The organism is Mesorhizobium sp. (assembly GCF_024509055.1).
In the GTDB taxonomy this organism is placed as follows: Bacteria; Pseudomonadota; Alphaproteobacteria; order Rhizobiales; family Rhizobiaceae; genus Mesorhizobium.
In genome coordinates this window covers 1-24,107 of the sequence record NZ_JANINM010000380.1, presented here as the reverse complement: position 1 = coordinate 24,107, position 24,107 = coordinate 1, and the positions used below count along the sequence as shown (strand labels likewise).

Sequence of the window (24,107 nt, the reverse complement as noted above, 5' to 3'; positions counted from 1 at the left end):
GGAAGGTCTTGTCGAAGCCGCCGATCACCACCGGCAGGTTGAACCAGGTGATCTGCCCCCAGAGAGGGCTGTGCACCCAGATGGCCGCGATCAGAACGTAGGCCGCGGCGGCGCCGATCAGCCAGCGGTTGACCGGAATGGTCCCGCCGCGCTTCACATGCAGCATCGCGGCAAGCCCGATGTTGAACAGGAACTGCCAGGACAGCGGGTTGAGGAACCAGAGGCCGGGCTCAGGATAGTTGGGCGGGGCGATCTGCCATATTCCGGCGACGAGCCACAGCAGCCCGGAAACGGTCAGAGCAGCCACGGGCCGGTAGCTGACGAACAGGACGAAGGCGGGCGCCATCAGAAGCAGCGCCGCGTAGACCGGCAGGATGTTGTTGTAGCCGAGCTGGTGGCCGAGCGTGACGATGCCGAGCAGCACTTCGGGCGTATTGCGCATCAGCGGCTCGATGTTGATCATCTTGAGCAGTTCCGGCCGATGCGCGAATACCGCCACGGCACAGAACATGGCCATCACCGCCATGGTGATGACGATGTGGGCGACATAAAGCACGCCGGCCCGCCGCCACATCTTCAAGGTCGACAGAAGCCTGGCGCCGGGCTGGAACCTGGTGCCGTAGGCAAGCGCCACGGAGATGCCGGAGATCAATACAAAGGCTTCGGCCGCGTCGGAGAAGCCGAAGTTCCTGTAGGTGAGATTTTCAAAGACCGTGCCGGGGACATGGTCAACGAAGATGGTAAGCAGGGCGAGTGCCCGCAACACATCAATGCGCGTATCGCGCGCGCTTAACACTGGGTTGCTCATCGACAAAAGGCCTCAAAGCTGGTTGTTCATAGCCAGCAATGCGACCCCCGAGACGCACCGCTCCGATTCCTCCCGCAGGGAGTATATCGACGCAGAAACGGACTGAAATGCGCTTGGTTCAATCAACTTTCGGGGAGCAAGAAAACATTCAGTTGTGACGCCGGCTAACCATCGAAATCACAATGGAATCAAAAGGATGTGATCATGTCCGAACATGACATAGAAAACAGCGCGCTACAGCTCGATCTTAGTTTTCCGTATCGCTTCTTCTCACCCGCGAACAGAAGCGGCGCGTGCCTGTTTCTGCTCCACGGATCCGGCGTCGATGAGACGATATTGCTACCTTTGGCAAGGCAGATCGCCCCCGATACGGCCATCGTCGCCGCGCGCGGACGCATCCTCCAGGACGATGGCTTCCGCTGGTTCGAGCGAATCACGCCGACCAGATTCGAGCAGGCGAGCATCCGCGCCGAAACCGCCGCCTATGCCCAGTTCGCGGCCGAAGCCGCCAGGCGCCACGGCATCGACCTTGGGCGTGCGACCTTCCTCGGCTACTCGAATGGCGCCAACCTGGTTTCCACGCTCATGCTGCTTCACCCGGGACTTGTGCGGCAGGCAACCCTGCTCAGGGCCATGCCGGTGCTCGACGATCCGCCTGCGACCGACCTCGGCCAAACGCGGGTGCTGATCGTTGCCGGCGCCGAGGATCAGACCTATGGGCCGTTCGCGCCCGCGCTGGTAACGCTGCTCAGCCAGCGCGGCGCCGAGATCGATGCGCGCATCGTCGCCTCGGGACATGAATTCGGCGACGCCGACGCCGCGATCGCGCGGCAATGGCTTGCCGCGGCCGCATCGGTTGCCTGACGACGGAACCTGCCGCGCAGCCTGCGCTGAACCACTGAAAAGTAACCTGTTTTGCAGCTGGAGGCGCCCCGCCCTTTCATTGTCCACAGCGGCGACATATCTCTGTTACACACTGTCTATCGAGATACTGTTCACTCAGGGGGAGGTCTGCATGACCGACAAGAACAGCATCACTCTGCTCGACGACACGTCCAAACTACCCGTCATCGTAGCCAGTCCAGGCGAGATCGCCAGGATCGAGGGCGGGATCGATATCCGTGACAGAGCGGCGATCTCGGTCTTCGGCGACCGTGCACAGCAGGCCGTGAGCGATTACGCCGACAAGATCCTGTCGCAGATCCGCAACCGCGATCTCGGCGACACCGGCACGCTGCTCACCGACATCATCATGAAAGCCAAGAACCTCGACCCCGCGTCGCTGAAGGAAGAAGGGTTCCTGAGCAACCTCTTCTCCTCGTTCAAGGCAAGGCTCGAACGCTTCAAGGAGAAGTACGCGGACGTAGCCGGCCAGATCGACCGCATCGGCCTCGAGCTCGACCGCCACAAGGATGTGCTGCGGCGCGACATAGCCGTGCTCGACGACCTGCACGAGCAGACGAAGGAGTCGATACTCAACCTCGATGCCTATGTGCAAGGCGGCAAGAAGTTCGTGGACGACTACCGCGCCAACGAGTTGCCGAAGCTGAAGGCCGCGGCAGACGCCAAGGCGAGCGATGCCGGCGGGACGTTGGAAGCGCAGACCTATCAGGATGCGGTGCAGGCGCTCGACCGCCTGGAAAAACGCGTCTTCTATCTCGTGCAGGCGCGCCAGCTTGGCATCCAGCAATTGCCGCAGATCCGCATCGTGCAGGCCGGCGACGAGACGCTGATCGAGAACCTGCAGGCGACCTCGGCGCTAACGGTTCCTGCCTGGAAGCAGAAGATGGTCATCCTGCTCGGCCTGACCAGCCAGAAATCTGCGCTGGAGCTGCAAAAGACGGTGACCGATGCCACCAACGAGATGATCCGCCAGACATCGAAGATGATGAAGGACCAGGCCATCTCGATCGAGGAACAGGCGCAGCGCGGCATCGTCGACATCGAGACGCTGGCGCAGGCCAACCGCGACCTGATCGACACGGTGCAGGGCGTGCTCAAGGTCCAGGAGCAAGGCCGCCAGAAACGGGCCGACGCCGAAAAGCAGATGGACCAGATGACCGCCGACCTCAAGAAAGCGCTCACCCAGGGCTGACGGATCCTCGATGCAAAACAAGCTGTCGTCCGTTCTCCTGCTGGCGGCCTCGATGCTGCTGGCGGCCTGCAATTCCAGCAACGTCAAATTCTCGATCGTCTCCGGGTCCGAAAACACGGTGCTGGAGCCGATCGTGCAGGAGTTCTGCGCCAAGCAAGGCGCCACCTGCACCGTGTCCTACCAGGGATCGCTCGATATCGGCCTTGGCCTGCAGAAGCAGGGCGGGCTCGACCAGGACGCGGTGTGGCCAGCCTCCAGCGTCTGGGTCGACCTGTTCGATTCCGGCCGCAAGGTGCGCAATCTTACTTCGATCGCGCAGATGCCGGTAATCCTAGGCGTGCGCAAGTCGAAGGCCGCGGATCTGGGATGGATCGGCAAGGACGTCCACATGAAGGACATCCTCGCCGCTGTGAACGACGGCAAGCTCAAATTCCTGATGACGTCGGCCACGCAGTCCAATTCCGGCGCCAGCGCCTATCTGGCAATGCTTTCCAGCGCTCTCGGCGGCAAGGAGGTGATCGAGCCCGGCGATCTCGACAATCCATCGGTGCACGTCACTGTGAGCGCCCTGCTCCAAGGTGTCGAGCGCTCGTCCGGCTCGTCCGGCTGGCTTGCCGACCTTTATGTCGATTCCGCGCGCAAGGGCACGCTCTACGACGCAATGTGGAACTACGAAGCCACATTGAAGGAGACCAACGACAAGTTGAAGCAGATGGGCGACGAGCCGCTCTATGCGATCTATCCTGCGGATGGCGTCGCAGTCGGCGATTCCCCGCTCGGCTTCATCGACCATGGGCGCGGCGCCGATGTCGAAAAATTCTTCACCGACCTCGTCGCCTACCTGCAGTCCGACGCGGTGCGCAAGCGCATCGCCGACACCGGCCGACGGCTGCCGCTCGGCGGCGCCGCGGTCCAGGCGACGGCCGAGCCGGACTGGAATTTCAATCCGGGCAAGCTGGTGACGTCGATCCGCATGCCCGAGCCGGCGGTGATCCGCAAGGCGCTCGACCTCTACCAGCAGGCCCTGCGCAAGCCGTCGCTGACGGCGCTCTGCTTCGACTTTTCGGGCTCGATGGAAGACCAGGGCGAGAAACAGCTCCAGGCCGCCGCGCAATTCCTCTTCACGCCCGAGAAATCGAGCGAGGTTCTGGCGCAGTGGACGCCATCGGACCACATCTTCGTGCTGCCCTTCGACGCCACGGTGCGCGATGTCTTCGACGCGACCGGCGATCCTGCTGGGCAAAGCCAGCTTCTCGCCGACGTGGCCCAGCAACGTGCCGGCGGCGGCACTGACATGTATGCCTGCGCCTCGCAGGCGCTGCAGAAGATCGTCGCGACCCCGAACCTGTCGAAATATCTGCCGGCCATCGTCATCATGACGGACGGACGCACCGACGGCAGCGCCGAGCCGTTCCTGGTGCAATGGCGTGAGGCGCCGGTGCGCGTGCCGGTGTTCGGCATCACCTTCGGCGACGCCGACAAGACGCAGCTCGACAGCTTAGCCAAGGCGACCTCCGCCCGCGTCTTCGACGGCGCAGGCGACCTCGCCGGCGCCTTCCGAGCCGCGCGCGGATACAACTAAGGCGAACGATGCGAGGCTTGTTCGGCAACGACTTGAACTGGATCGTGGCGGGCCTCGTGTCGGCCGCGCTGCTCATCGGCCTCAGCACGCTCACGCATTTCCCGTTCCTGGTTTCGGCGGCGATTTCGGTGCTGGTGTTTTTCGGGCTGGTCTTCGTGCTGGCGCCTCGCCAGCTGTTCGAAGGACTCGATCTCGGCTCGATCGGCGGTGGCCAGGTGGCATTCGCGCGCGAGCTGCTGTCGCAGGCGCAGCCTGCGGCCGACCGGCTCACGGCGGCCGCAGGCTCGATCGCCGACAAGGAGATGAAAGCGAAGGTCAAGAACCTGTCGGACATCGCGGCCGACGTCATCTCCAGGGTAGAAGCCAAGCCGGCGAGCGCGGCCTCGGTGCGGCGCTTCCTCACCTACTACGTGCCCCAGGCGGCGGAAGTCGCGGAAGGCTATGCCGAGCTTTCCAACCGGCGCGCACCCAGCCAGGCGCGGCTTGCCAATGTCGGCGCGGTGATCACCAAGCTGCAAGACGCCTTCGTCCATTATGCCGACAGCCAGGCGGATTCCGAGCTTGGCACACTCGACGTCGACCTGCGGCTCATCCAGCAGTCGCTTAAAGAGGATATCGGTCACTGATGGCCCTTTCACGCCGCGCTTTCGGACTGGGACTGCTGGCCGCCGCCGCGGCGGGCACGGGCGGCTACCTGACGCTGAAGGACCGGCCGGAGTTCCGCGGCTATCTCGGCAGCCGCGCGCACCTGTTCGGCTTCATCGGCGGCGAGAAGCAGGCTTTCCTGGCCGATCCCGATGTTGCCAGCGCGCTCGGTGGCTACGGGCTGGAACTCGACGCGCGCGTTGCCGGTTCGGTCGAGATGGTGCGCGAGCCGGCGCTCCTGACGCAGAAGCCGCAGTTCCTGTGGCCGTCCTCGTCGATCATGGTCGACCTCGCCCGCAAGAGCGGCGTCTCGATCCGCAACGACCAGGTCGTGCTCAACTCGCCTATCGTCGTCTACACTTGGGGGCCGGTCGTCGAAGGCCTGAAGAAGAGCGGGCTGGTCACCGTCGCGGCCAAGGGCGGCTACAACCAGCTCGACCTCAAGGCGCTGCTTGATGCCATCCTTGCCGGCAAGAACTGGTCGGATCTCGGCATTCCCGAACTCTACGGCCGCGCCCGTATCGTCTCCACCGATCCCAACCGCTCCAATTCCGGCTTCATGTTCTCCGGCCTGGTGCTCAGCCTGATGAGCGGCGACGTGGCGACCCAAGAACTGCTTGCCCAGCATGGCGAACAGGCAAAGTCGATCTTCCGCAGCATGGGGCTGAAGTCGTCGTCGTCCGGCAAGCTGTTTGACCAATACATCGCCGGCGGCCTCGGCGCCGAGCCGATGGTGGTGGGCTACGAGAACCAGCTGGTGGAATGGGCGCTCGCCGACCCGGCGCGCTGGCAGCGCGTGCAGGCCGGAGCCGGCGCAAAGCCCGAGATCCTCTATCCGCGCCCGACCGTCTATTCGGCGCATCCGCTGATTGTCATCGATCCGGCCGTCGATCAGCTGCTGGAAGCGCTGACCAGCCCGAAGCTGCAGGAACTCGCCTGGTCGAAGCACGGTTTCAGGGGGCCGCTCGGTACCGTCGCAGCCGGCAGCGACACGATCGCAGGGGTACGGCCGGCCGAGATCGAAGCGGTGTTGCCGATGCCTTCGGCGGACGTGATGCTTTCGCTGCTTTCGCAATTGGAAGTCTAGCCGGCCAGAGGCCCGCTTGGCATCAGGCGCGGCTGCCTAGGCGGACAATGCCGTCTCCCGCCATTGGGCAGGAGAAACGCCGAGACAGCGATGGAACGCCCGGCTGAAGGCTTCTTCGGATCCATAGCCACAGCGCTCGGCGATGGCGAGGAGCTTCATTTTCCGGTCGCGCAGCAGGTCGGCGGCCATTTGCATGCGCCATTCGGTCAGGTAGCGCATCGGCGACTGGCCGAGCAGCTTCCTGAACCGCTCGTCGAGCACCGAGCGGGATGTGGCCGCGCACCGCGCCAGTTCCTCATTGTTCCATTTCTTCGTCGGCTCGGCATGGATAAGACCCAGGGCGCGTCCAAGCACCGGATCGCCCACCGCCGCGAGCCATCCCGTATCCGGGGAGATCTGTTCGGAGTAAAGCCGCAACGCTTCGATGAAGAGGAGCTCCGGCAGACGCGCCATCAGCAGCCTGTTGCCCTGGCCGGCATTGACGCTCTCGCCCAGCGCGTAGGTGAAACAGGCCTGCATCCATTCGGTCGCCGCGCCCGCGCGCGGACGGACGCAGAAGACAGGCGGCAGGCGCTGCAAGAAGACATTGAAGAGAAGCTGATCGCAGGTCAGATAGCCGCAAACGAGGCGGGTTGTCTCGCCCCCGCCGTCGATGCGAACGACAGGCAGGCTTTGCCATGGCGGCGGCGGCACCAGTTCGGACGCCGGCGTGGCATCGCTCAACGCGGGATTGCCCATCAGATGCCGGTCACCGTGCGGCAGGACGATCAGGTCGCCCTCCTGACCTTCCACCTGAATGCCGCGCGCGCTTATCCGGAAACACCCCTCCTGCACGATGTGGAACAGTATCAGCCGCTTCGAACCCGTCGCCAACAGCTTTGCCATGTCCTCGGCTTCCGGGGAATCCAGCGCCCAAGGCGCCCTATACTCCCCAAGCAGAAAGACCGCCCCGGACAGCCGGACCTGCGACAGCACGTCCAGAAGCACGTCCTTGCTGCCTTCGCGCCGGCTATCTGCCGGTTGTCCGATCAATGTGTCAGGCGTCCCGATCATGGCGTGCGACTGCGCTGGCGCGCAAACTCCCCCCGTCGAAGCACGATCCGAGCATCGCGCCGACAGGCGACCAGGTCAATCGGGACCCGGCAAGGAGGAACCATGCCCAAATTCGTCATCGAACGCGACATGCCGGCTGTCGGCAAGCTCTCTGCCTCCGATCTGCGCGGTGCTTCGCAGAAGTCATGCGAGGTGCTCGACGCGCTTGGACCGAAGATCCAGTGGATCCAGAGCTATGTGACCGACGACAAGATCTACTGCGTCTATTACGCCGCGGACGAGGGACTGGTGCGCCGGCACGCGGAAATGTCCGGCTTCCCGGCCAACCGGATTTCGCAGGTACACAGTGTGATCGAGCCGGCAACCGCCGAATAGGGAGGCTTCGGGATCGAGCGCTGTCGCGCCTTACCCCTGCCCCATCCTGTTCCAGGCGTCCAGCCCGGCTATCTTGTAGGCTTCGGCCAGCGTCGGATAATTGAAGGTGTTGTTGACGAAGAAATCGACCGTGCCGCCGAGATTGATCACGGCCTGGCCGATGTGGATGAGCTCGGTGGCGCCCTCGCCGACGATGTGGGCGCCGAGCAGCCGACGTGTCTCGATCGAGAACAACAGCTTCAGGAAGCCGCTGCTGACGCCCATGATGTGGCCGCGCGAGGTTTCCCGGAAGCGCGCCAGGCCGACCTCGTAGGCGACGCCGCTCTGGCGCACCTGTTCCTCCGACTGGCCGACCGTCGAAATCTCCGGGACGGCGTAGATGCCATAGGGAAAGCTCTCCGGCGGCGGCGGCAGGCTGACGCCGAAAGCGTGGCAGGCCGCGACACGTCCCTGCTCCATCGACGTCGAGGCAAGACTGGGGAAGCCTATGACGTCGCCGGCCGCGTAGATGTTGGGCGCGGTAGTCTGGAAAGTGTGCGGATCGACCTTGATACGCCCCCTGGAATCCGCCTCGATGCCGACCACGTCGAGGCCGAGGCTGGCGACATTGCCGGTCCGACCTGCCGCGTAGAGCACCATTTCCGAGCGGATGGTGCGGCCGTCGGCCAGCGTCACCTCGGCATGGTCGGGTTTCGAGGCGATCTCCTTCACCGTGCTGCCCAGGCGGATCGTCATGCCGCGGTCGCGCATCTGATGGATGAAATCGTCGACGATCTCGCGGTCGATGAAATCGAGGATCGTGTTACGAGGCTCGACCAGCGTCACTGGCACGTCGAGCGCCGAGAAGATCGTGGCGTATTCGACGCCGATGACGCCGGCGCCGATCACCGTCAGCGTGCGCGGCAGATGGTGGAGCTCCAGCATCTCATCGCTGTCGAAGACGCGCTTCTGGTCGAACGGCACGTCGGCCGGACGGTGCGGCCTGGTGCCGACGGCGATCAGGGCGTTGGCGAAGCCGATCTCGCTGTAATCGCCGTTGTCGGCTGTCAGGCTCGCCTTGTTCGGCCCGAGGAACGTCACCGCGGCGCGCGCATGCTTGACCGTATTGCGCATGAACTGGTGCTGCAGCACCTCGACCTCGTGGTCGAGCGTCTTGTGAAGGCGGTCGACCAGGTCGCTGATCGAAATGTCCTGCTTGACCCGGTAGCCGCGGCCGTAGAAGCCGCGCTCGCGCCAACCGGAAAGGTTGAGCACCGTCTCTCGCAGCGTCTTCGACGGGATGGTGCCGGTATGCACCGAAACGCCGCCCAGGCGCCGTCCCCTGTCGACCACAATCACCGACTTGCCAAGCTTGGCCGACTGCACGGCAGCGCGGCGCCCCGACGGCCCGCTGCCGATGACCAGCATATCGTAGTCCATACCCCATTCCCCCAAGGCGTCTTGTTGCGCCGCAGCAAACTAATCCCGGAACGGCGTCATGTTCAACCGCCCGGAGCGCGCCGGCCGGCAAGAAGCAAAGAATCACTCCTTTACAACCAAATGCGCCCCAAAACTTAACGTGACGGCAAGGCTTGCGTGCAATGTTCCCGCCGAGGGAATCACCGGGGTAGCTGACGTGACGATTATGAAAAACGAGGTTCTGCCCGTTTCCGGAGTTCTGACGGGCGCCAGAAAAGCAGAAGTCATTACCGACCTGCGCGAGGGCCTGTTTCGCGCCATCGCGCTGTTCGTCGCGGCATTCTTCGTCTATCGCGGCGTCTATCACCTGATCGTCGATCCGGCCCGGCTCAACCTGCTGCTGCTGACGATTTCGGAGACGCTCACCTTCGTCTGGCTGCTTCTGGCGCGTCGACCACTGGTTCGCGACTGGAACCCCTTCACCGTGTTCATCGCGCTGACGGCGGGTTTCGGCTCCGGCGCGATCTCGCTGGAACCAGGCGTCGCGATCATCCCGCTCTATGTCGCCGCGCCGTTGCAGTTCCTGGCGCTGTGGGTGGTCATCTGGGGGAAGATGTCGCTCGGCCGTTCCTTTGCCATCCTGCCCGCCAACCGTGGCGTCGTGACCGACGGCGCCTACCGGTTCGTGCGGCACCCGATCTATGCCGGCTACCTGATGGGTCACATCCTGTACCTGCTGTCGAGCTTCTCGATCTACAACTTCACCGTCTATGCCATCATCACGCTGTTCCAGGTGCACCGCATCCTGCGCGAGGAAGCCATACTGGCGCGGACGGAGGAATACCGGGAGTATCTGGGCAGGGTCCGCTACAGGCTTTTCCCCGGCATATTCTAAACGGGCGCGCGGCCGGCCGCGTCCGTCCCTTCCTTGAATTCGGCGCTGCCCTCCCCATCTGACAGGGCAGGCATTCCCACTGAATGCCGCTGTTTTGAGGATCGGACATGAACGCGCGCGTACTTGACGGCGAGATCATCACCACCAGGCTCGAGGATACGCGAGCCTATCAGGGCGTGCGCACAAGGCGCATCTTCGCCTTTGTCATCGATTACATCATCGTGGGATTGCTGACGATCCCGTTCGCCATTCTAGTCGCCATCCTCGGACTGCTGACCTTCGGCCTCGGCTGGGCACTGTTTTCGGTGCTGCTGCCGATGGTGGCCATCCTCTACATCTGGAACACGCTGGGCAGCCGCGCCCAGGCGACGACCGGCATGAAGATCATGGGCATCCGGCTCGAGAAGCTCGACGGCACACGCATCGACGGCATGACCGCGGTCATCCATTCGGTGCTGTTCTGGGCCGGCAATGTCATCCTGACGCCGCTGGTGCTGCTGGTCACGCTGTTTTCGGACCGCAAGCGCACCCTGCATGACCTGCTTCTGGGTACTGTGGTCACGCGCACCGACATCTGACGGTGTGCAAGGCTGCCTGCATCACGCCACTACACAGCCCGTTCCCAACTATGAACAGTTCGGTCCGGGCGAGGCAGCATAATCCTGTTGAATTTTTCGCCGGGCGGGCCAAAGGTAGGGCGATTCGCAGGAGCGCTTCCAAGAATCGATGACGCAGCATCCCACCCAGTCGCCGCAGTTCTTCCTGACCGCGCCGTCGCCATGCCCCTATCTGGAGGGACAGTTCGAGCGCAAGGTGTTCACACACCTCGTCGGCGACAAGGCGCCTGAGATGAACGACCTGCTTACGCAGGGTGGTTTCCGGCGCTCGCAGAACATCGCCTACCGGCCCGCCTGCGAATCCTGCCGGGCCTGCGTCTCGGTGCGGATCCTGGCGCAGGAGTTCAACCCGAGCCGCAATATGCGGCGCGTGAGCCAGCACAACGCCGATCTCGTCGGCGCCATGCATGACGCGCAGCCCTCGACCGAGCAGTATTCGCTCTTCCGCGCCTATCTCGATGCCCGCCACCGGCGCGGCGGCATGTCGGACATGACGGTGCTCGACTATGCGATGATGGTCGAGGACACACATGTCGACACCAAGATCATCGAATACCGGCGCCGCGGCCCGGACACCTTCATCACCGGCAAGGGACAGGGCGAACTGATCGCGGTGGCGCTGACCGACAAGATGGCTGATGGCCTGTCGATGGTCTATTCCTACTTCAATCCCGATTTCGAGGACCGCTCGCTCGGCACCTTCATGATCCTCGACCATATCGCCCGTGCCAGGGCGATGGGACTGCCCCACGTCTATCTCGGCTACTGGGTCAACGGCTCGCGCAAGATGAGCTATAAGATGCGCTTCATGCCGCAGGAGCATCTCGGCCCGAAAGGCTGGGAACGCTACGACCACGAAGCGGTCACGCGCTGAACAGTTTTCCAGAACCCGCCCTTAAGAGTGTTTCAATGGAGAGGTCGCTGGTCTTTCCGCACCCTCGCGGTGAGAGTGCGATTGCGCCGGCCGGCCGCCTTTCCGTTTCATTTCGAGAATTATCGCATGTCATCACACAGCGACCATCAGAAAGGCCTTCTCATCACCGCCATTGGGGGCCTGACGCTGACCGTTGACATTCCGCTGATCCGGCTCGCCGACGGCGGCGCATGGACAATCCTGTTCCTGCGCACTGCGACGACCCTCGTCGCGGCGATGATCATCTGGACGATCTGGCGCGCGCTCAGCCGCAAGGCGCCGCCGCTCATTCCCGGCTGGTCGGGCCTTGCGGTGGCGATCTGCTACGGCCTCACCTCGATCACATTCGTCACCGCCGTCTTTCATACCTCGACCGCGGACCTCGTTTTCATCCTTGCCTTCAACACGGTGTTCGCGGCCCTGCTCTCCTGGCTGTTCCTGCGTGAGAAGCCGCGGCTCGGGACGATGATCGCGATGCTGGCGATGATCGTCGGCGTGCTGGTCATCGTCGGCGGCTCGGTCGGCACCGGTAAGTTGTTCGGCGACCTCATGGCGCTCTGCTCGGCGCTGGCCATAGCCGTCGCCATCACCATCTCGCGCGCCAGCGGCAAGGATATGGGCTTCACCTCGCTGGTCGGCGTCATCTTTCCGCTCGGGCTCGCCGCGTTCATGGTCGCCGGAGAAGGCTTTCACGTCACCGCGCCATGGTGGATCATCTTTGACGGCGCGGTGATCATGCCGATCTCGTTCTTCTGCCTCGCGGCCGGACCAAGGTATATTTCAGGCCCGGAAGTGGCGATGTTCTATCTTCTGGAGACAGTGCTGGCGCCGGTCTGGGTGTGGCTGGTCTTTGCCGAAGCCCCCACGCGCAACAGCCTGATCGGCGGCACGATCCTGATCGTGACGCTGGTCGCGCATTCGCTCTGGCAATTGCATGAGGGCCGCAAGCGCCGCGCGGCGCTCGCCGTCAGTCACCCGGCCTGAACCTTCCTGGTCTCGGCCGCGGCCTCGATCTGTGGCGGCCCGCTCTCGTCGCCACCGACCGGTGCGACCTCGTCCATCAGTTCGATCTCGCGCAGCCATTCGCGCCAGATCGCCACCAAAAGCGCCATCAGCACCGGGCCGATGAACAGGCCGAGGAAACCCAACGTCTTGACGCCACCGATCAGGCCGAAAAAGGTCGGCAGGAAAGGCAGCTTGATCGGCCCACCGACCAGCTTCGGCCGCAACGTCTTGTCGACGACGAAAAGCTCCACCGTACCCCAGACGAACAGCGCCACGCCGGCGAACAGCTTGCCGCTGGCGGCAAGGTAGATCGATACCAGCGTGAACGAAAGCGGCGCGCCGCCCGGGATAAGCGCCATGATGCCGGTCAGCGCGCCGAGCGTCACCGGCGACGGCACGCCGGCCAGCCAGTAGGCGATGCCGAGCACGAGGCCCTCGCCGATGGCGATGATGGTCATGCCTGTCACCGTGGACGAAATTGTCGCCGGCACCACGCGTGAAATCCGCTCCCAGCGCGTCGGCAGGATGCGTTCGCCAAGGCGATCGACCTGCGCCGCGAAGGCCTCGCCGTCGCGATAGGCGAAGAACAGCGCAATCATCATGAACAGGAGCGTGAGCAGCAGCCCGAAGGCGCTGCCGCCGGCGGCGAGCGCCCCGCGATAGATGTTGCCGATGTTGGAGCCGCTAACCAGCTGGATCAACTCACCGATGCCGCCCGGGTGGCCGAGATTGGTCGTCCACTGCTCGTCCAGCCACTCGCCGACCACCGGTATCGTGGCGATCCATTGCGGTGTCACCGAGCCGTGGCGGTTGGTCTCGATCGCCCAGGTCACCCATTCGCGCAGCTCGCCGATGGCATAGGTGCCGGCAAGCGCGATCGGCACGACCAGGAAAGCGAGGATGAAAAGGATGGCGAGGCTCGCGGCAATAGTGCGGTTGCCGCCGACGGCGACGAGCAGGCGCTTGTAGAGCGGCCAGCTGGCAAAGGCGATGACGAGCGCCGCCAGCACCGGAAACAGGAAGCCCTGGAAGAAGTAGACACCGGCGGCGACGATCAGCAGCAGCAACCAACGTGCCGCCGACAGCGGCGGAATCACCGCCGACCTGAGCGGCGTCGACAGGCCGAACAGGCGCTGCGCCGGTTTCTGGATCTCAGCCCGCTTCAATCCGGCAATTCTCCCCTGCCCGATGGGTCAAACAGTGCTTATGCACCATGATAGTGCAGCAATCGTGACGATAGTCCAAATGATTGGCTTGAGCCTCTCCTTCTCCCTTGTGGGAGAAGGAGAGGTCTTTCATCCGAACTTGCCCGTCCGCGGGAATCCCTTCGGCACCATGCGGCCGGCCGCGGCGCGCGTCCCAATCCATTCGGCGAGTTCGTCACGCGACTTGGTGAAGGTTCGATCGGCCGAATCCTGCCAGCTCAGTCCCGTCTCCAGCGTGAAGGTCTTCAGGTCCAGCACGCCGCCATCCTTGTATTTCTGCAGGCGCACGCCCTTGCCGCGCGCCATCTCCGGGATCTCGGCCAGCGGGAAGACCAGCAGCTTGCGGTTCTCGCCGACGATGGCGAGGTGGTCGCCGGCGACCGGAATGCAGCGCTTCGCCTCATCCGGCGCCTTGACGTTCATCACCTGCTTGCCCTTGCGGGTGTTGGCGACGACTTCTTCCTCGGAAACGATAAAGCCGTTGGCGTCGTAGGAGACGAGCAGCAGCTTGCGCTTCGGATCGTGGACGAAGGCGGTGACGATGTCCTGGTCGTTCTCCATGTCGACGATGATGCGTATCGGCTCGCCATGGCCGCGCCCGCCCGGCAGCCGGTCTGCGCCGATGGTGTAGAACTTGCCGCCCGTGGTGAAGACCAGGATCTTGTCCGTGGTCTGGGCGTGGAAGGCGAGCTTCAGGCTGTCGCCTTCCTTGAAGGCAAGCTGCGAATGGTCGGTCAGGTGGCCTTTCATGGCGCGCAGCCAGCCCTTTTCCGAAACCACGACGGTGACCGGCTCGCGCTCGATCATGGCATGGGCGATGTCGGTGAGGTCATGTTCCGGCGCGTCGGCAAACTGGGTGCGGCGCTTGCCAAGCTTCGTTTCCGGGCCGAATTTGTCGCGGACCTGGGTCACTTCCCATTTGATCGTCGCCCATTGCTTGGCGTCGGACGCCAAAAGGGCCTCGATCTGCTTCTTCTCCTCGGTGAGGCCGTCATACTCCTTGCGGATCTCGATCTCTTCGAGCTTGCGAAGAGCGCGCAGGCGCATGTTGAGGATGGCTTCGGCCTGGTTGTCGGTGAGCGACCAGCGGGCCATCATCACCTGCTTCGGCTCATCCTCCTCGCGGATGATCCTGATCACCTCGTCGATGTTCAGATAAGCGATGAGGTAGCCGGCGAGGATCTCCAGGCGCCGCTCGATCTCACCGAGCCTATGTCGGGAGCGGCGAACCAGCACGTCGCGGCGATGGTCCAGCCATTCCTTCAGCACGCCCTTCAACGAGAGCACGTTGGGCACCTTGCCGCGCGACAGCACGTTCATGTTGAGCGGGAAGCGGCTCTCGAGCTCGGTGAGCTTGAACAGCGATTCCATCAGGATGCCTGGATCGACGGTGCGGCTCTTCGGCACCAGGACGACGCGGATGTCCTCGGCGCTCTCGTCGCGGATATCCTCGAGCAGCGGCAGCTTGCGCGCGATCAGAAGCTCGGCGATCTTCTCGATCAGCCTGGCCTTCTGGACGCCGTAGGGGATTTCGGTGACGACGATGCTCCAGGTGCCCCTGCCCTGGTCCTCTTGCCCCCACTTGGCGCGAACGCGGAACCCGCCACGGCCCGTCTCATAGGCGTCCAAGATCGAGGCGCGGCTGTCGACGATGATGCCGCCGGTCGGGAAATCCGGCCCCTGGACGAAATCCATCAGCTTCGCCACCGGCGCATCCGGATGCTCGATCAGATGCAGCGCGGCATCGCAAAGCTCGGCCGCGTTGTGCGGTGGGATCGAAGTCGCCATGCCGACCGCGATGCCGGACGAGCCGTTGGCGAGCAGGTTCGGGAAAGCGCCGGGGAGCACGACCGGCTCCTCGTCCTCTTCATTGTAGGTCGGCCGGTAGTCGACGGCGTCCTCGGTGATACCGGACAGAAGCTCGGTCGCCACCTCGGTCATGCGCGCTTCGGTGTAGCGCATGGCGGCGGCGTTATCGCCGTCGATGTTGCCGAAATTGCCCTGCCCGTCGACCAGCGGGTAGCGCATGGAGAATTCCTGCGCCAGGCGCACCAGCGCGTCATAGATCGACTGGTCGCCATGCGGATGGAACTTGCCCATCACCTCGCCGACGATGCGGGCGCATTTGGCGAAGCCCTGGTCGGGGTTGAGCCGCAGCAGCCGCATGGCGTGCATGATGCGCCGATGGACCGGCTTCAGTCCGTCGCGCACATCCGGCAGGGCCCGGTGCATGATGGTCGACAGCGCATAGGCGAGATAGCGCTTTTCCAGCGCTTCCTTCAGATCGACCGGTTCAATGTTGTCGCCGCCGCCCTTGTCCTCAGGCGGCAAAAGCCTTTTTCCCATGGGGTTGGACTAGCCGAGCGGGTGATTCGCGGCAAGCGTCGCGTGGCATTCGTTGGATCGCTCGTTTTCCAGCTATGCCCGGCGGTGTGAAGGATTTCACGGAAGCGGCAAGGCGGCCGCTCCAATTTGCCGCCAATACGAAACAGGACCGGCCGCTCACCGGCGCGGGCCAACATCAATCTGTTACATGCGGCATCTAAGTGGGCATGCAACGCGCCGGCGAAGGAAAGCTGCGGTCTTCATGACAAATTCACCGCATCACGCGAAGGCTGCCGGCTCGGATTTGCTTTTCATCGCCAAATTGGACAAATGGGCCAGGAAGCGCCTTTTTCCCGTCCCGTTCGTCACGGAGTGGTGATGGCGCAGGAATTCAAAACACTGTTCAAGACAGGGAACTCGTCATGACGATCCAACGCTCAATGCTCAAGAAACTGGCCTTTTCGACCTTTCTGCTGACAGTGCCGCTGAATGCCGCATTCGCCGCCGATCCGGCGGTCGCCGAGCGCATCAAGTCCATGTTCGCCGCCCAGGGCGTCGAGGTATCCTGGACCGGCGTCTCCGGCGACGATTCCAGCATGGTGCTGCAGGGCGTGTCCATCAAGCCGGCGGCCGAGAAGGAAGCCCTGCCGATCGGCGACGTGAAGTTGGAAGGCGTCAGCGACGCCAATGGCGGCTTCGACATCGCCGCCGTCTCGACCTCGGCCTTCGAGCGCACGAAGGAAGGCGTGACGCTCGATCTCAGCCCCGTCGTTATCCACGATATGAGCATACCCGCCGAGGGGGCCAACGGCCCGCTCGGTCCGCTGATGATGTACAAGTCGGCCGAGATGGAGAACATCACGGTCAAGGTCGGCGACAAGACCGCCTTCTCGATGGAAGGGCTCGACGTCCAGGTCACCCCACCGGCCGACGGCAAGGCGATGGACTTCACCGCCAAGACTGGCAAGTTCAATGCCGACCTGTCGCTGGTCGAAGACCCGAAGTCCAAGGAGGTGATCGACGCGCTCGGCTACCAGAACATCTCCGGCGACATCGAGATGGCAGGCACGTGGCAGCCCAGCGACGGCAAGATGGAATTGTCGAAGTACGACATTGCGGTCGACAATGCCGGCAAGCTCGGCATGACCTTCAACCTCGGCGGCTACACGCTAGACTTCATCAAGTCGATGCAGGCCATGCAAAAGCAGCTCGCGGCACAACCCGAGGGCGCCGACAAGTCGGCGCAGGGCATGGCCATGCTCGGCCTGTTGCAGCAGCTTTCCTTCAACGGCGCCTCGGTTCGCTACGAAGACGCTTCGCTGACCGGCAAGGTGCTTGACTATGTCGGCAAGCAGCAGGGCATGTCGTCCAAGGACGTCGCCAACCAGGCCAAGGCGATCGTGCCGTTCGGCATGTCGCAGCTTAACAATCCCGAACTGACGGCCGAGGTGTCGGCGGCGGTCAACGCTTTCCTCGACAATCCGAAGAGCCTCGAGATCTCGGCCGAGCCGCCGTCGTCAGTGCCGTTCGCGCTGATCATGGCCGGCGCCATGTCGAACCCCCTCGACCTGCCGAAAACGCTCGGCGTCAAGGTCAAGGCCAACGAGGACTGATCGAGCGAAACGCTCAAAACGAAAAGCCCGGCAGCGATGCCGGGCTTTTTTGTCGAGGTCGATTCATCAAACGGCGGCAACCGTTTGATAGCGTCCGCTAACCTTCCTTCTTCGGTACAGCGACGCGCAGCGACAGCTCACGCAGCTGCTGGGGCGTCGCTTCCGACGGCGCGTTCATCAGAAGGTCGTAGGCCTGCTGGTTCATCGGGAACATGGTGATCTCGCGCAGGTTCTTGGCGCCCACCAGCAGCATGACGATGCGGTCGACACCCGCCGCCATGCCGCCATGCGGCGGCGCGCCATACTGGAACGCGCGGTAGAGGCCGCCGAACCGTTCCTCGACCGTCTGCCGGTCCAGGCCAACCATCTCGAAGGCCTTGACCATGGTTTCCGGCAGGTGGTTGCGGATGCCGCCGGATGCTATCTCGAAGCCATTGCAGACCATGTCGTACTGGAACGCCTTGATGCCGAGCGGCTCCTGGCCGTTGAGGGCGTCGATACCGCCCTGCGGCATGGAGAACGGATTGTGGGCGAAGTCGATCTTCTTCTCGTCTTCGTTCCACTCGAAGAACGGGAAATCGACGATCCAGCACAGTTCGAAACGATCACGGTCGACGAGGTTCAGTTCCTCGCCGGCGCGCGTGCGCGCCGCACCGGCAAAGGCGACGAACTTCCTGGGATCGCCGGCGACGAAGAAAGCGGCGTCGCCGTCGGCAAGGCCAAGCTGCTGGCGGACCGCTTCTGTACGCTCCTCGCCGATGTTCTTGGCGATCGGTCCGGCGCCTTCGAGCTTGTCGCCCTCCTTGCGCCAGAAGATGTAGCCGAGACCCGGCTGGCCCTCGCCCTGCGCCCAGGAGTTCATGCGGTCGCAGAAGGCGCGGCTGCCGCCGGTCTTGGCGGGAATGGCCCACACCTCGGCCTTCGGATCGTTGGCGAGAATGTTCGCGAAGACCTTGAAGCCCGAGCCGCGGAAATGCTCCGAAACGCTCTGCATCTCGATCGGGTTGCGCAGGTCCGGCTTGTCGGAGCCATAGGTGCGCATCGCCTCGTCATACGGGATGCGGCGGAATTTCTGGGTCACCGGCTTGCCGGCGGCGAAAGTCTCGAAGACGCCGCGCAGCACCGGCTCCATGGTCGAGAGCACATCGTCCTGCTCGACGAAGCTCATTTCGAGGTCGAGCTGGTAGAATTCGCCGGGCAGGCGGTCGGCGCGGGGATCCTCGTCGCGGAAGCAGGGCGCGATCTGGAAATAGCGGTCGAAACCGGAAACCATGATCAGCTGCTTGTACTGCTGCGGCGCCTGCGGCAGCGCGTAGAAGGTGCCGGGATGGATGCGCGAGGGCACCAGGAAGTCGCGCGCGCCTTCAGGCGAGGATGCGGTCAGGATCGGCGTCGAGAACTCGGTGAAGCCCACCTCGCCCATGCGCTTGCGCATCTCGGCGATGATCTTGGTGCGCGCCACGATGTTCCTGTGCAGCGTCTCGCGGCGCAGGTCGAGGAAGCGGTACTTCAGGCGGATGTCTTCCGGATAGTCCGGCTCGCCGAAAACGGGGAGCGGCAGCTCCTTGGCGGCTGACAGCACCTCGATCTCGCGCGCGAAAATCTCGATCTCGCCGGTCGGCAGGTTGGCGTTGACGGTGTCGGTCAGGCGCGCCTTCACCTCGCCGTCGACGCGGATCACCCATTCGCCGCGCACGGTCTCGGCAACCTTGAATGCCGGCGAATCCGGATCGGCGACAATCTGGGTCAGGCCGTAGTGGTCGCGCAGATCGATGAAGAGCAACCCGCCATGATCGCGCACGCGATGCACCCAGCCCGACAGGCGGACGGAATTGCCGACGTCGCTCTTTCTCAATTGGGCACAGGTATGGCTGCGGTAACGGTGCATGGTCATTGGTGAAGTCCGGAAATTGCGGGCATGGCCCGGCTTGAAAATTGGCGCGAAAAGCGCATGAGAGGCCGGTTTTGTCAAGGCAACCGGCCACACTCGGCGAGCCTTTAGCCTGGATCAGGCGAAGTGGATTTCAGCGCCCAGGCGTTCGAAGTCGGCGAGGATGGCGGCAGGAGCCGTCTTTTCAACGACAAGGTGGCGGATCGCATCCGGCGCCGCGACACGGTAGGGAGCGGCGGTGGCGAGCTTGTCGTTGGTGACGGCGATGACGATGCCGGCGCTGTTCCTGGCCATGGCGCGCTTGACCTCGGCTTCCGCCGAATCGAAGGCGGTGACGCCGCGCGCGACATCCAGCCCACAGGAGCCGAGGAAGAACAAATCCGCGCTTAATTGCGCCACGGCGGCAAGCGTATCGCCACCGACGCAGGTGCCGAGGTCGCGTACATAACGGCCGCCGAGCACGATCAGCCGGATCGAGGGGTGGTCGGCAAGAGCCGACGCGACGCCCAGTGAATTGGTGGCCACCGTCAGCTCGATATCGCGCTGGATCGCCCTGGCGACCGCTTCATTGGTGGTGCCTCCATCGATGAACAGCGATTGCCCGGCGGCAAGCAGGCCCGCGGATACCTTTGCGAGGCGCAGCTTCTCTTCGACCGCATGACTGCCGCGCTCGCCGATCGTGGCAGCGGCAAAGGGCGCGGTGGCGATCGCGCCGCCATAGACGCGGCGCAATTGCCCGGCCTTGGCGAGCTCCCTGAGATCGCGGCGAACGGTGTCTTCCGAGACACCGAAGCGGCTCGCGAGTTCGCCGGCCAGCACCCTGCCTTCCGCAGCCAGGCGGTCGCGAATTTGTTGATGCCGTTCCTCGGTCAACATGCACGATCCTATTTCTTTGTGCACGTTATTGCACGATTTGCACGTTTATGCAAGAAACGGAGTCGCAGGCGGGTCCGAAGCGCTGCCTGCCGAATCCCCTTTTGGAAAGCCCTAGCAATGACCTTTGGCCTTAAGCTCGCCCCTCAGCACCGCGTCTATGCCGGGTTCGCGATCTATTCCTTCGCCATGGGCAACATCTTCCCGCGCCTGCCCGACATCAAGCACGCCATGCAGATCGAGGACGGCACGCTGGGGCTCAGTCTGATTGGGACACCGATCGGCACGCTGATAGCGCTGACGCTGGCGACACCGATCCTGGAGCGCGTCGGTTTTCGCCGCGTGCTGCTGGTGCTCGTCCCGCTGATTTCGCTTGCCTATGCCGTCGCGGTGCATGCGCCGGGGCCGCTCGCCCTGTTCCTGATGCTGCTTCCGGTCGGCCTGATGATCGGCAGCGTCGAGATCATCCTCAATGTCGAGGCCGACAGGACCGAATTCCTGCTCAAGCGCCGCATCATGAACCGGGCGCATTCGTTCTGGAGCATGGGCTTTTTCGGCGCCGGGCTGTTCGGTGGCGCCCTTGCGCATCTCGGCCTGTCGCCACAACTGCATCTGGCGCTCGTCGCGCCGATGGTGGCCATAGCGATGGCGTTCTTCCTCGGCGGCTTCAAGCCGGCGCCGGCTCGCTTCGCCGTCTCGGGCAGCAAGCCCCCGATGTTTGCGCGGCCAACGCTGCCGATCCTGGTTCTCGTCGCGGTGACGCTCTCGGCGATGCTGCTGGAAGGCGCCAGCATCGACTGGTCGGCGATCTACATGCGCACCGTCTTCGAATCAGGTCCCTTCGTTGCCGGCTTCACGGTGGCGCTGTTTGCCTTCTCGCAGGCGACCACGCGTTTCTTCGCCGACAGCTTCGTCGACCGACATTCGCCGAGCGGCGTGGCGCGCGTTCTGCTGGCCACGATGACCGCCGGCGTGGTCATCGTCTTCTTCTCGCCTGCCCCGATCCTCTCGATGCTGGGCTTCGCCCTGCTGGGCATCGGCAGCAGCGCGATCTTCCCGCTGGCGATCTCAGCCGCTGCGCAACGCACCGATCGCCCCGCGGCGATCAATGTCGCGGCGCTTTCGCAGATCTCCTTCATCGCATTCCTGCTCGGCCCGCCGCTGCTCGGCTTCGTCTCAGACCATTTCGGTATTCGTTCGGCCTACGGCGTGGGCATCCCGTTCATAGTGCTCAGCCTGTTGACGACCGGCTCGCTCGGCAGGCGGGCGCCCGCAGCGGAAGCGGCACAAGGCAAGGGTTCGGAGCTTGCCTCACGCAAGGTCGCGGTCTCCGCCGGCGAGGCGTAACAGCCCCTGCCCGGCCCATCCAAGCCGTCTTCTCACGACGATGACGCATCGGCGGCTTGACGAAAGCGCGCGCGGCTGAAATTTAAGGAAACTTAAAAAAATGCCAAAAGCGATTTGATGCACGTCATCACCACCCAAGAAGAACTCGAGAGCGCCATCGCGGCGTTCGAAAAGTCGCAATTCGTCACCGTCGATACCGAATTCATCCGCGAGACGACGTTCTGGCCGATCCTCTGCCTGATCCAGATGGCGGCGCCCGGCGTGACCGCGCTGATCGATCCGCTGTCGCCCGATATCGATCTGAAACCCTTCTTCCGGCTGATGGCCAACGAAGCGGTGGTCAAGGTCTTCCACGCCGCGCGCCAGGACATCGAAATCATCGTCCATCTCGGCAATCTGGTGCCGCATCCGGTCTTCGACACGCAGGTGGCCGCAATGGTCTGCGGCTTCGGCGACAGCGTCTCCTACGACCAGCTCGTCCAGAAGATCACCGGCGCGCGACTCGACAAATCCTCGCGCTTCACCGATTGGCGCCACCGGCCGCTCTCCGAGAAGCAGCTGGAATACGCGCTTGCCGACGTCACGCATCTGATCAAGGTCTATGAAAATCTCAGCGCCGAGCTGAAGCGCGAGGACCGCGCGCATTGGCTGAACGAAGAGATGGATGTGCTGACCGCGCGCGAAACCTACGATCCGCATCCCGAAGACGCGTGGAAGCGGCTGAAGATGCGGCTGCGCAAGCCGCAGGAACTGGCGATCGTCCAGGCGGTGGCCACATGGCGCGAGCGCGAGGCGCGCGAGCGCGACGTGCCGCGCGGCCGTGTGCTGAAAGACGACGCCATCTACGAGATCGCTCAGCAGGCGCCGCGCGATGCGGCTGCGCTTGGTAAGCTGCGCACGACGCCAAAGGGCTGGGAGCGGTCGGCCACCGCCACGGCGCTGCTTGGCGCCGTCAACGCGGCGCTTGCCATGCCGAAGGACGCGATGCCGAAACTGCCGAAGAGCTTCCAGCCGCCGGAGGGATCGAGCGCGGCCGCGGAACTGCTCAAGGTGCTGCTGCGAATCGTTGCCGAGAAGGAAGGCGTCGCCTCCAAGGTGCTCGCTTCCAGCGACGACATCGACCGCATCGCGGCCGAAGGTGACGCCGCCGATGTTCCGGCGCTGCAAGGCTGGCGGCGCGCGGTGTTCGGCGAACAGGCGCTGAAGCTGGTGCGCGGCGAGATCGGCATCAAGTTCGACAAGCGCAAGATCGCGGTGTTCGACCTCTAGAGCCTAGACGGCACCAAGCAGGTGCAGCGCGAACCAGACCCAGGCGACGAGCAATATCGCCGCGCCGAAGAAGAACATGCCGGTACGGTGCATCAGATTGTTGCTGGTGAGATGCACCAAGGCATGGACGTAGCGCGTCGCAATGAACAGCCACATCAGCGCCACCGTCAGATAATTCACGCCATTGGTGACGAACAACGCCAGGCACAGCACGTGGAAGAGTACCGGCAGCTCGAACTGGTTGATCAGGTTGTTGGCGACGGTGACGCTCGAGGCCGGCTCGGTGGAGCGGACCTTGTACTGACCGACCTTGGCCTCGCCCGACTTCACTGCGTGATAGCGGCGCCTGAACATCACCAAATAGACGATGTAGACCAAAAGCACGTGAGCCAGCATCGGCCAGAAGATGGCGGTCTGGTGCATGTTTTCGCCCCCTGCTCCCGTTTTACCGCTGCCGTTGCCCGGCCAGAGCGAAGACCGCGATGACGAGGAACGGGATCGCCAGGAGCACAAACTTGGTGACCGTCAGCGACGAGGCGAAGGACAGCGAATCGGGATTGGCCGACTGGAAATCGGACAACAATCGCGCCACGGCGAAGTTCTGCGCGTAATCAGCAAGGGTATAAGGCAGCACCAGCAGCAGCGCGGACAGCGCCTGCGCCTGGGCGGGCATGGCGCGGAAGGCGCCGAGCCGCCGGCCGAACGACAGGATGAGGCTTACCAGGGTGAGCGACAGCAGCGCAGGGAACAAAAGATCGAAGGTCAGGTAATGCCAGACGATGATGATCTCGCCGCCGCGCCGGCCGAGCGCGGTGAGCCACGCCATGCCCTCTTCCGGCGTGAAGCCGGTTAGGCGCATATCGAGCGACGGCAGCCCGCCGCTCAGGCTCCGGAAATAAAAGAATTCCAGCGCCGTCATCATCAGGAAGACCCCGACCGACGCAATGGACAGTGCGGCGGCGTGCCGCGAAAGGCGCAACACCGTCACGACCAGCCCACGCCAGACCCCTAGCCGGTCAGGCTCGGCAGCCTGATCAAAGTCCGCCCGGATAGTTCGGGCTTTCGCGGGTGATCGTGACGTCATGGGCGTGGCTTTCACGAAGTCCGGCAT

The 24,107-nt window shown here is 63.7% G+C and carries 22 protein-coding genes; 13 read left to right on the top strand and 9 right to left on the bottom strand.

Annotation, left to right across the window (positions count from 1 at the left end; genetic code table 11):
• Positions 1 to 808, bottom strand: an 808-nt coding sequence (gene opgC, locus Q0L57_RS18070; protein ID WP_296744518.1) for an OpgC domain-containing protein, incomplete at its 3' end; no start/stop codon positions are given.
• A 204-nt stretch (positions 809 to 1,012) separates the two neighbouring features.
• On the opposite strand from opgC, the gene Q0L57_RS18065 reads away from it, so the two are divergent.
• The 5 genes from Q0L57_RS18065 to Q0L57_RS18045 all read left to right on the top strand — a co-directional run bounded on the left by Q0L57_RS18065 (position 1,013) and on the right by Q0L57_RS18045 (position 6,217).
• Positions 1,013 to 1,672: an alpha/beta hydrolase gene (locus tag Q0L57_RS18065; RefSeq protein ID WP_296744517.1), complete on the top strand. Its 660-nt coding sequence runs from the start codon at positions 1,013 to 1,015 to the stop codon at positions 1,670 to 1,672.
• Positions 1,673 to 1,823: 151 nt separating this feature from the next.
• Complete coding sequence (locus Q0L57_RS18060) at positions 1,824 to 2,903, top strand: toxic anion resistance protein (protein ID WP_296744516.1); 1,080 nt, start codon at positions 1,824 to 1,826, stop codon at positions 2,901 to 2,903.
• 10 nt (positions 2,904 to 2,913) lie between these two features.
• The gene (locus tag Q0L57_RS18055) at positions 2,914 to 4,485 is read left to right on the top strand and encodes a substrate-binding domain-containing protein (RefSeq protein WP_296744515.1); all 1,572 of its coding nucleotides are present in this window, start codon (positions 2,914 to 2,916) and stop codon (positions 4,483 to 4,485) included.
• Positions 4,486 to 4,493: 8 nt separating this feature from the next.
• Positions 4,494 to 5,111, top strand: a complete 618-nt coding sequence (locus Q0L57_RS18050; protein WP_296744514.1) for a 5-bromo-4-chloroindolyl phosphate hydrolysis family protein — start codon at positions 4,494 to 4,496, stop codon at positions 5,109 to 5,111.
• The gene (locus Q0L57_RS18045; protein ID WP_296744513.1) at positions 5,111 to 6,217 is read left to right on the top strand and encodes a hypothetical protein; all 1,107 of its coding nucleotides are present in this window, start codon (positions 5,111 to 5,113) and stop codon (positions 6,215 to 6,217) included. Before Q0L57_RS18050 ends, Q0L57_RS18045 begins: the two co-directional genes overlap by 1 nt.
• Before the next feature lie 36 nt (positions 6,218 to 6,253).
• On the opposite strand, the gene Q0L57_RS18040 is transcribed toward Q0L57_RS18045, so the two are convergent.
• Positions 6,254 to 7,270: an AraC family transcriptional regulator gene (locus tag Q0L57_RS18040; protein WP_296744512.1), complete on the bottom strand. Its 1,017-nt coding sequence runs from the start codon at positions 7,268 to 7,270 to the stop codon at positions 6,254 to 6,256.
• Between the two features lie 102 nt (positions 7,271 to 7,372).
• Between Q0L57_RS18040 and Q0L57_RS18035 the strand changes: the two genes are divergently transcribed.
• Complete coding sequence (locus Q0L57_RS18035) at positions 7,373 to 7,645, top strand: DUF4242 domain-containing protein (RefSeq protein WP_296744511.1); 273 nt, start codon at positions 7,373 to 7,375, stop codon at positions 7,643 to 7,645.
• Between the two features lie 30 nt (positions 7,646 to 7,675).
• Here Q0L57_RS18035 and sthA read toward each other — a convergent pair whose 3' ends face one another.
• On the bottom strand, positions 7,676 to 9,064 hold the full coding sequence (gene sthA / locus Q0L57_RS18030) for a Si-specific NAD(P)(+) transhydrogenase (RefSeq protein ID WP_296744510.1): 1,389 nt from the start codon (positions 9,062 to 9,064) through the stop codon (positions 7,676 to 7,678).
• Positions 9,065 to 9,269: 205 nt separating this feature from the next.
• Here sthA and Q0L57_RS18025 point away from each other — a divergent pair, with 205 nt between their 5' ends.
• From Q0L57_RS18025 to Q0L57_RS18010, 4 genes are all read left to right on the top strand, one after another.
• Positions 9,270 to 9,938: an isoprenylcysteine carboxylmethyltransferase family protein gene (locus Q0L57_RS18025; RefSeq protein ID WP_296744521.1), complete on the top strand. Its 669-nt coding sequence runs from the start codon at positions 9,270 to 9,272 to the stop codon at positions 9,936 to 9,938.
• A 107-nt stretch (positions 9,939 to 10,045) separates the two neighbouring features.
• A complete protein-coding gene (locus tag Q0L57_RS18020) occupies positions 10,046 to 10,516 on the top strand; it encodes an RDD family protein (protein ID WP_296744509.1) in 471 nt (156 codons plus the stop codon).
• Between the two features lie 148 nt (positions 10,517 to 10,664).
• Complete coding sequence (locus tag Q0L57_RS18015; protein WP_296744508.1) at positions 10,665 to 11,429, top strand: arginyltransferase; 765 nt, start codon at positions 10,665 to 10,667, stop codon at positions 11,427 to 11,429.
• A gap of 126 nt (positions 11,430 to 11,555) precedes the next feature.
• Positions 11,556 to 12,452, top strand: coding sequence for a DMT family transporter (locus Q0L57_RS18010; protein ID WP_296744507.1), 897 nt, complete (start codon positions 11,556 to 11,558; stop codon positions 12,450 to 12,452).
• On the opposite strand, the gene Q0L57_RS18005 is transcribed toward Q0L57_RS18010, so the two are convergent.
• Both Q0L57_RS18005 and parC read right to left on the bottom strand, forming a co-directional pair.
• Positions 12,440 to 13,639, bottom strand: coding sequence for an AI-2E family transporter (locus tag Q0L57_RS18005; protein WP_296744506.1), 1,200 nt, complete (start codon positions 13,637 to 13,639; stop codon positions 12,440 to 12,442). The genes Q0L57_RS18010 and Q0L57_RS18005 overlap by 13 nt on opposite strands.
• 129 nt (positions 13,640 to 13,768) lie before the next feature.
• A complete protein-coding gene (parC, locus tag Q0L57_RS18000) occupies positions 13,769 to 16,024 on the bottom strand; it encodes a DNA topoisomerase IV subunit A (RefSeq protein WP_296744505.1) in 2,256 nt (751 codons plus the stop codon).
• Between the two features lie 401 nt (positions 16,025 to 16,425).
• On the opposite strand from parC, the gene Q0L57_RS17995 reads away from it, so the two are divergent.
• Positions 16,426 to 17,616: a hypothetical protein gene (locus Q0L57_RS17995; RefSeq protein WP_296744504.1), complete on the top strand. Its 1,191-nt coding sequence runs from the start codon at positions 16,426 to 16,428 to the stop codon at positions 17,614 to 17,616.
• Positions 17,617 to 17,713: 97 nt separating this feature from the next.
• Here Q0L57_RS17995 and aspS read toward each other — a convergent pair whose 3' ends face one another.
• Complete coding sequence (gene aspS / locus Q0L57_RS17990) at positions 17,714 to 19,504, bottom strand: aspartate--tRNA ligase (RefSeq protein ID WP_296744520.1); 1,791 nt, start codon at positions 19,502 to 19,504, stop codon at positions 17,714 to 17,716.
• 120 nt (positions 19,505 to 19,624) lie between these two features.
• A complete protein-coding gene (locus tag Q0L57_RS17985) occupies positions 19,625 to 20,383 on the bottom strand; it encodes a DeoR/GlpR family DNA-binding transcription regulator (RefSeq protein ID WP_296744503.1) in 759 nt (252 codons plus the stop codon).
• 117 nt (positions 20,384 to 20,500) lie between these two features.
• Between Q0L57_RS17985 and Q0L57_RS17980 the strand changes: the two genes are divergently transcribed.
• Both Q0L57_RS17980 and rnd read left to right on the top strand, forming a co-directional pair.
• Complete coding sequence (locus Q0L57_RS17980) at positions 20,501 to 21,727, top strand: MFS transporter (protein WP_296744502.1); 1,227 nt, start codon at positions 20,501 to 20,503, stop codon at positions 21,725 to 21,727.
• Between the two features lie 117 nt (positions 21,728 to 21,844).
• Complete coding sequence (gene rnd / locus Q0L57_RS17975) at positions 21,845 to 22,996, top strand: ribonuclease D (RefSeq protein ID WP_296744501.1); 1,152 nt, start codon at positions 21,845 to 21,847, stop codon at positions 22,994 to 22,996.
• A 3-nt stretch (positions 22,997 to 22,999) separates the two neighbouring features.
• On the opposite strand, the gene Q0L57_RS17970 is transcribed toward rnd, so the two are convergent.
• The gene (locus Q0L57_RS17970) at positions 23,000 to 23,419 is read right to left on the bottom strand and encodes an MAPEG family protein (RefSeq protein WP_296744500.1); all 420 of its coding nucleotides are present in this window, start codon (positions 23,417 to 23,419) and stop codon (positions 23,000 to 23,002) included.
• Between the two features lie 22 nt (positions 23,420 to 23,441).
• A partial coding sequence (locus tag Q0L57_RS17965) for a hypothetical protein (RefSeq protein WP_366940932.1) occupies positions 23,442 to 24,107 on the bottom strand: 666 nt, incomplete at its 5' end.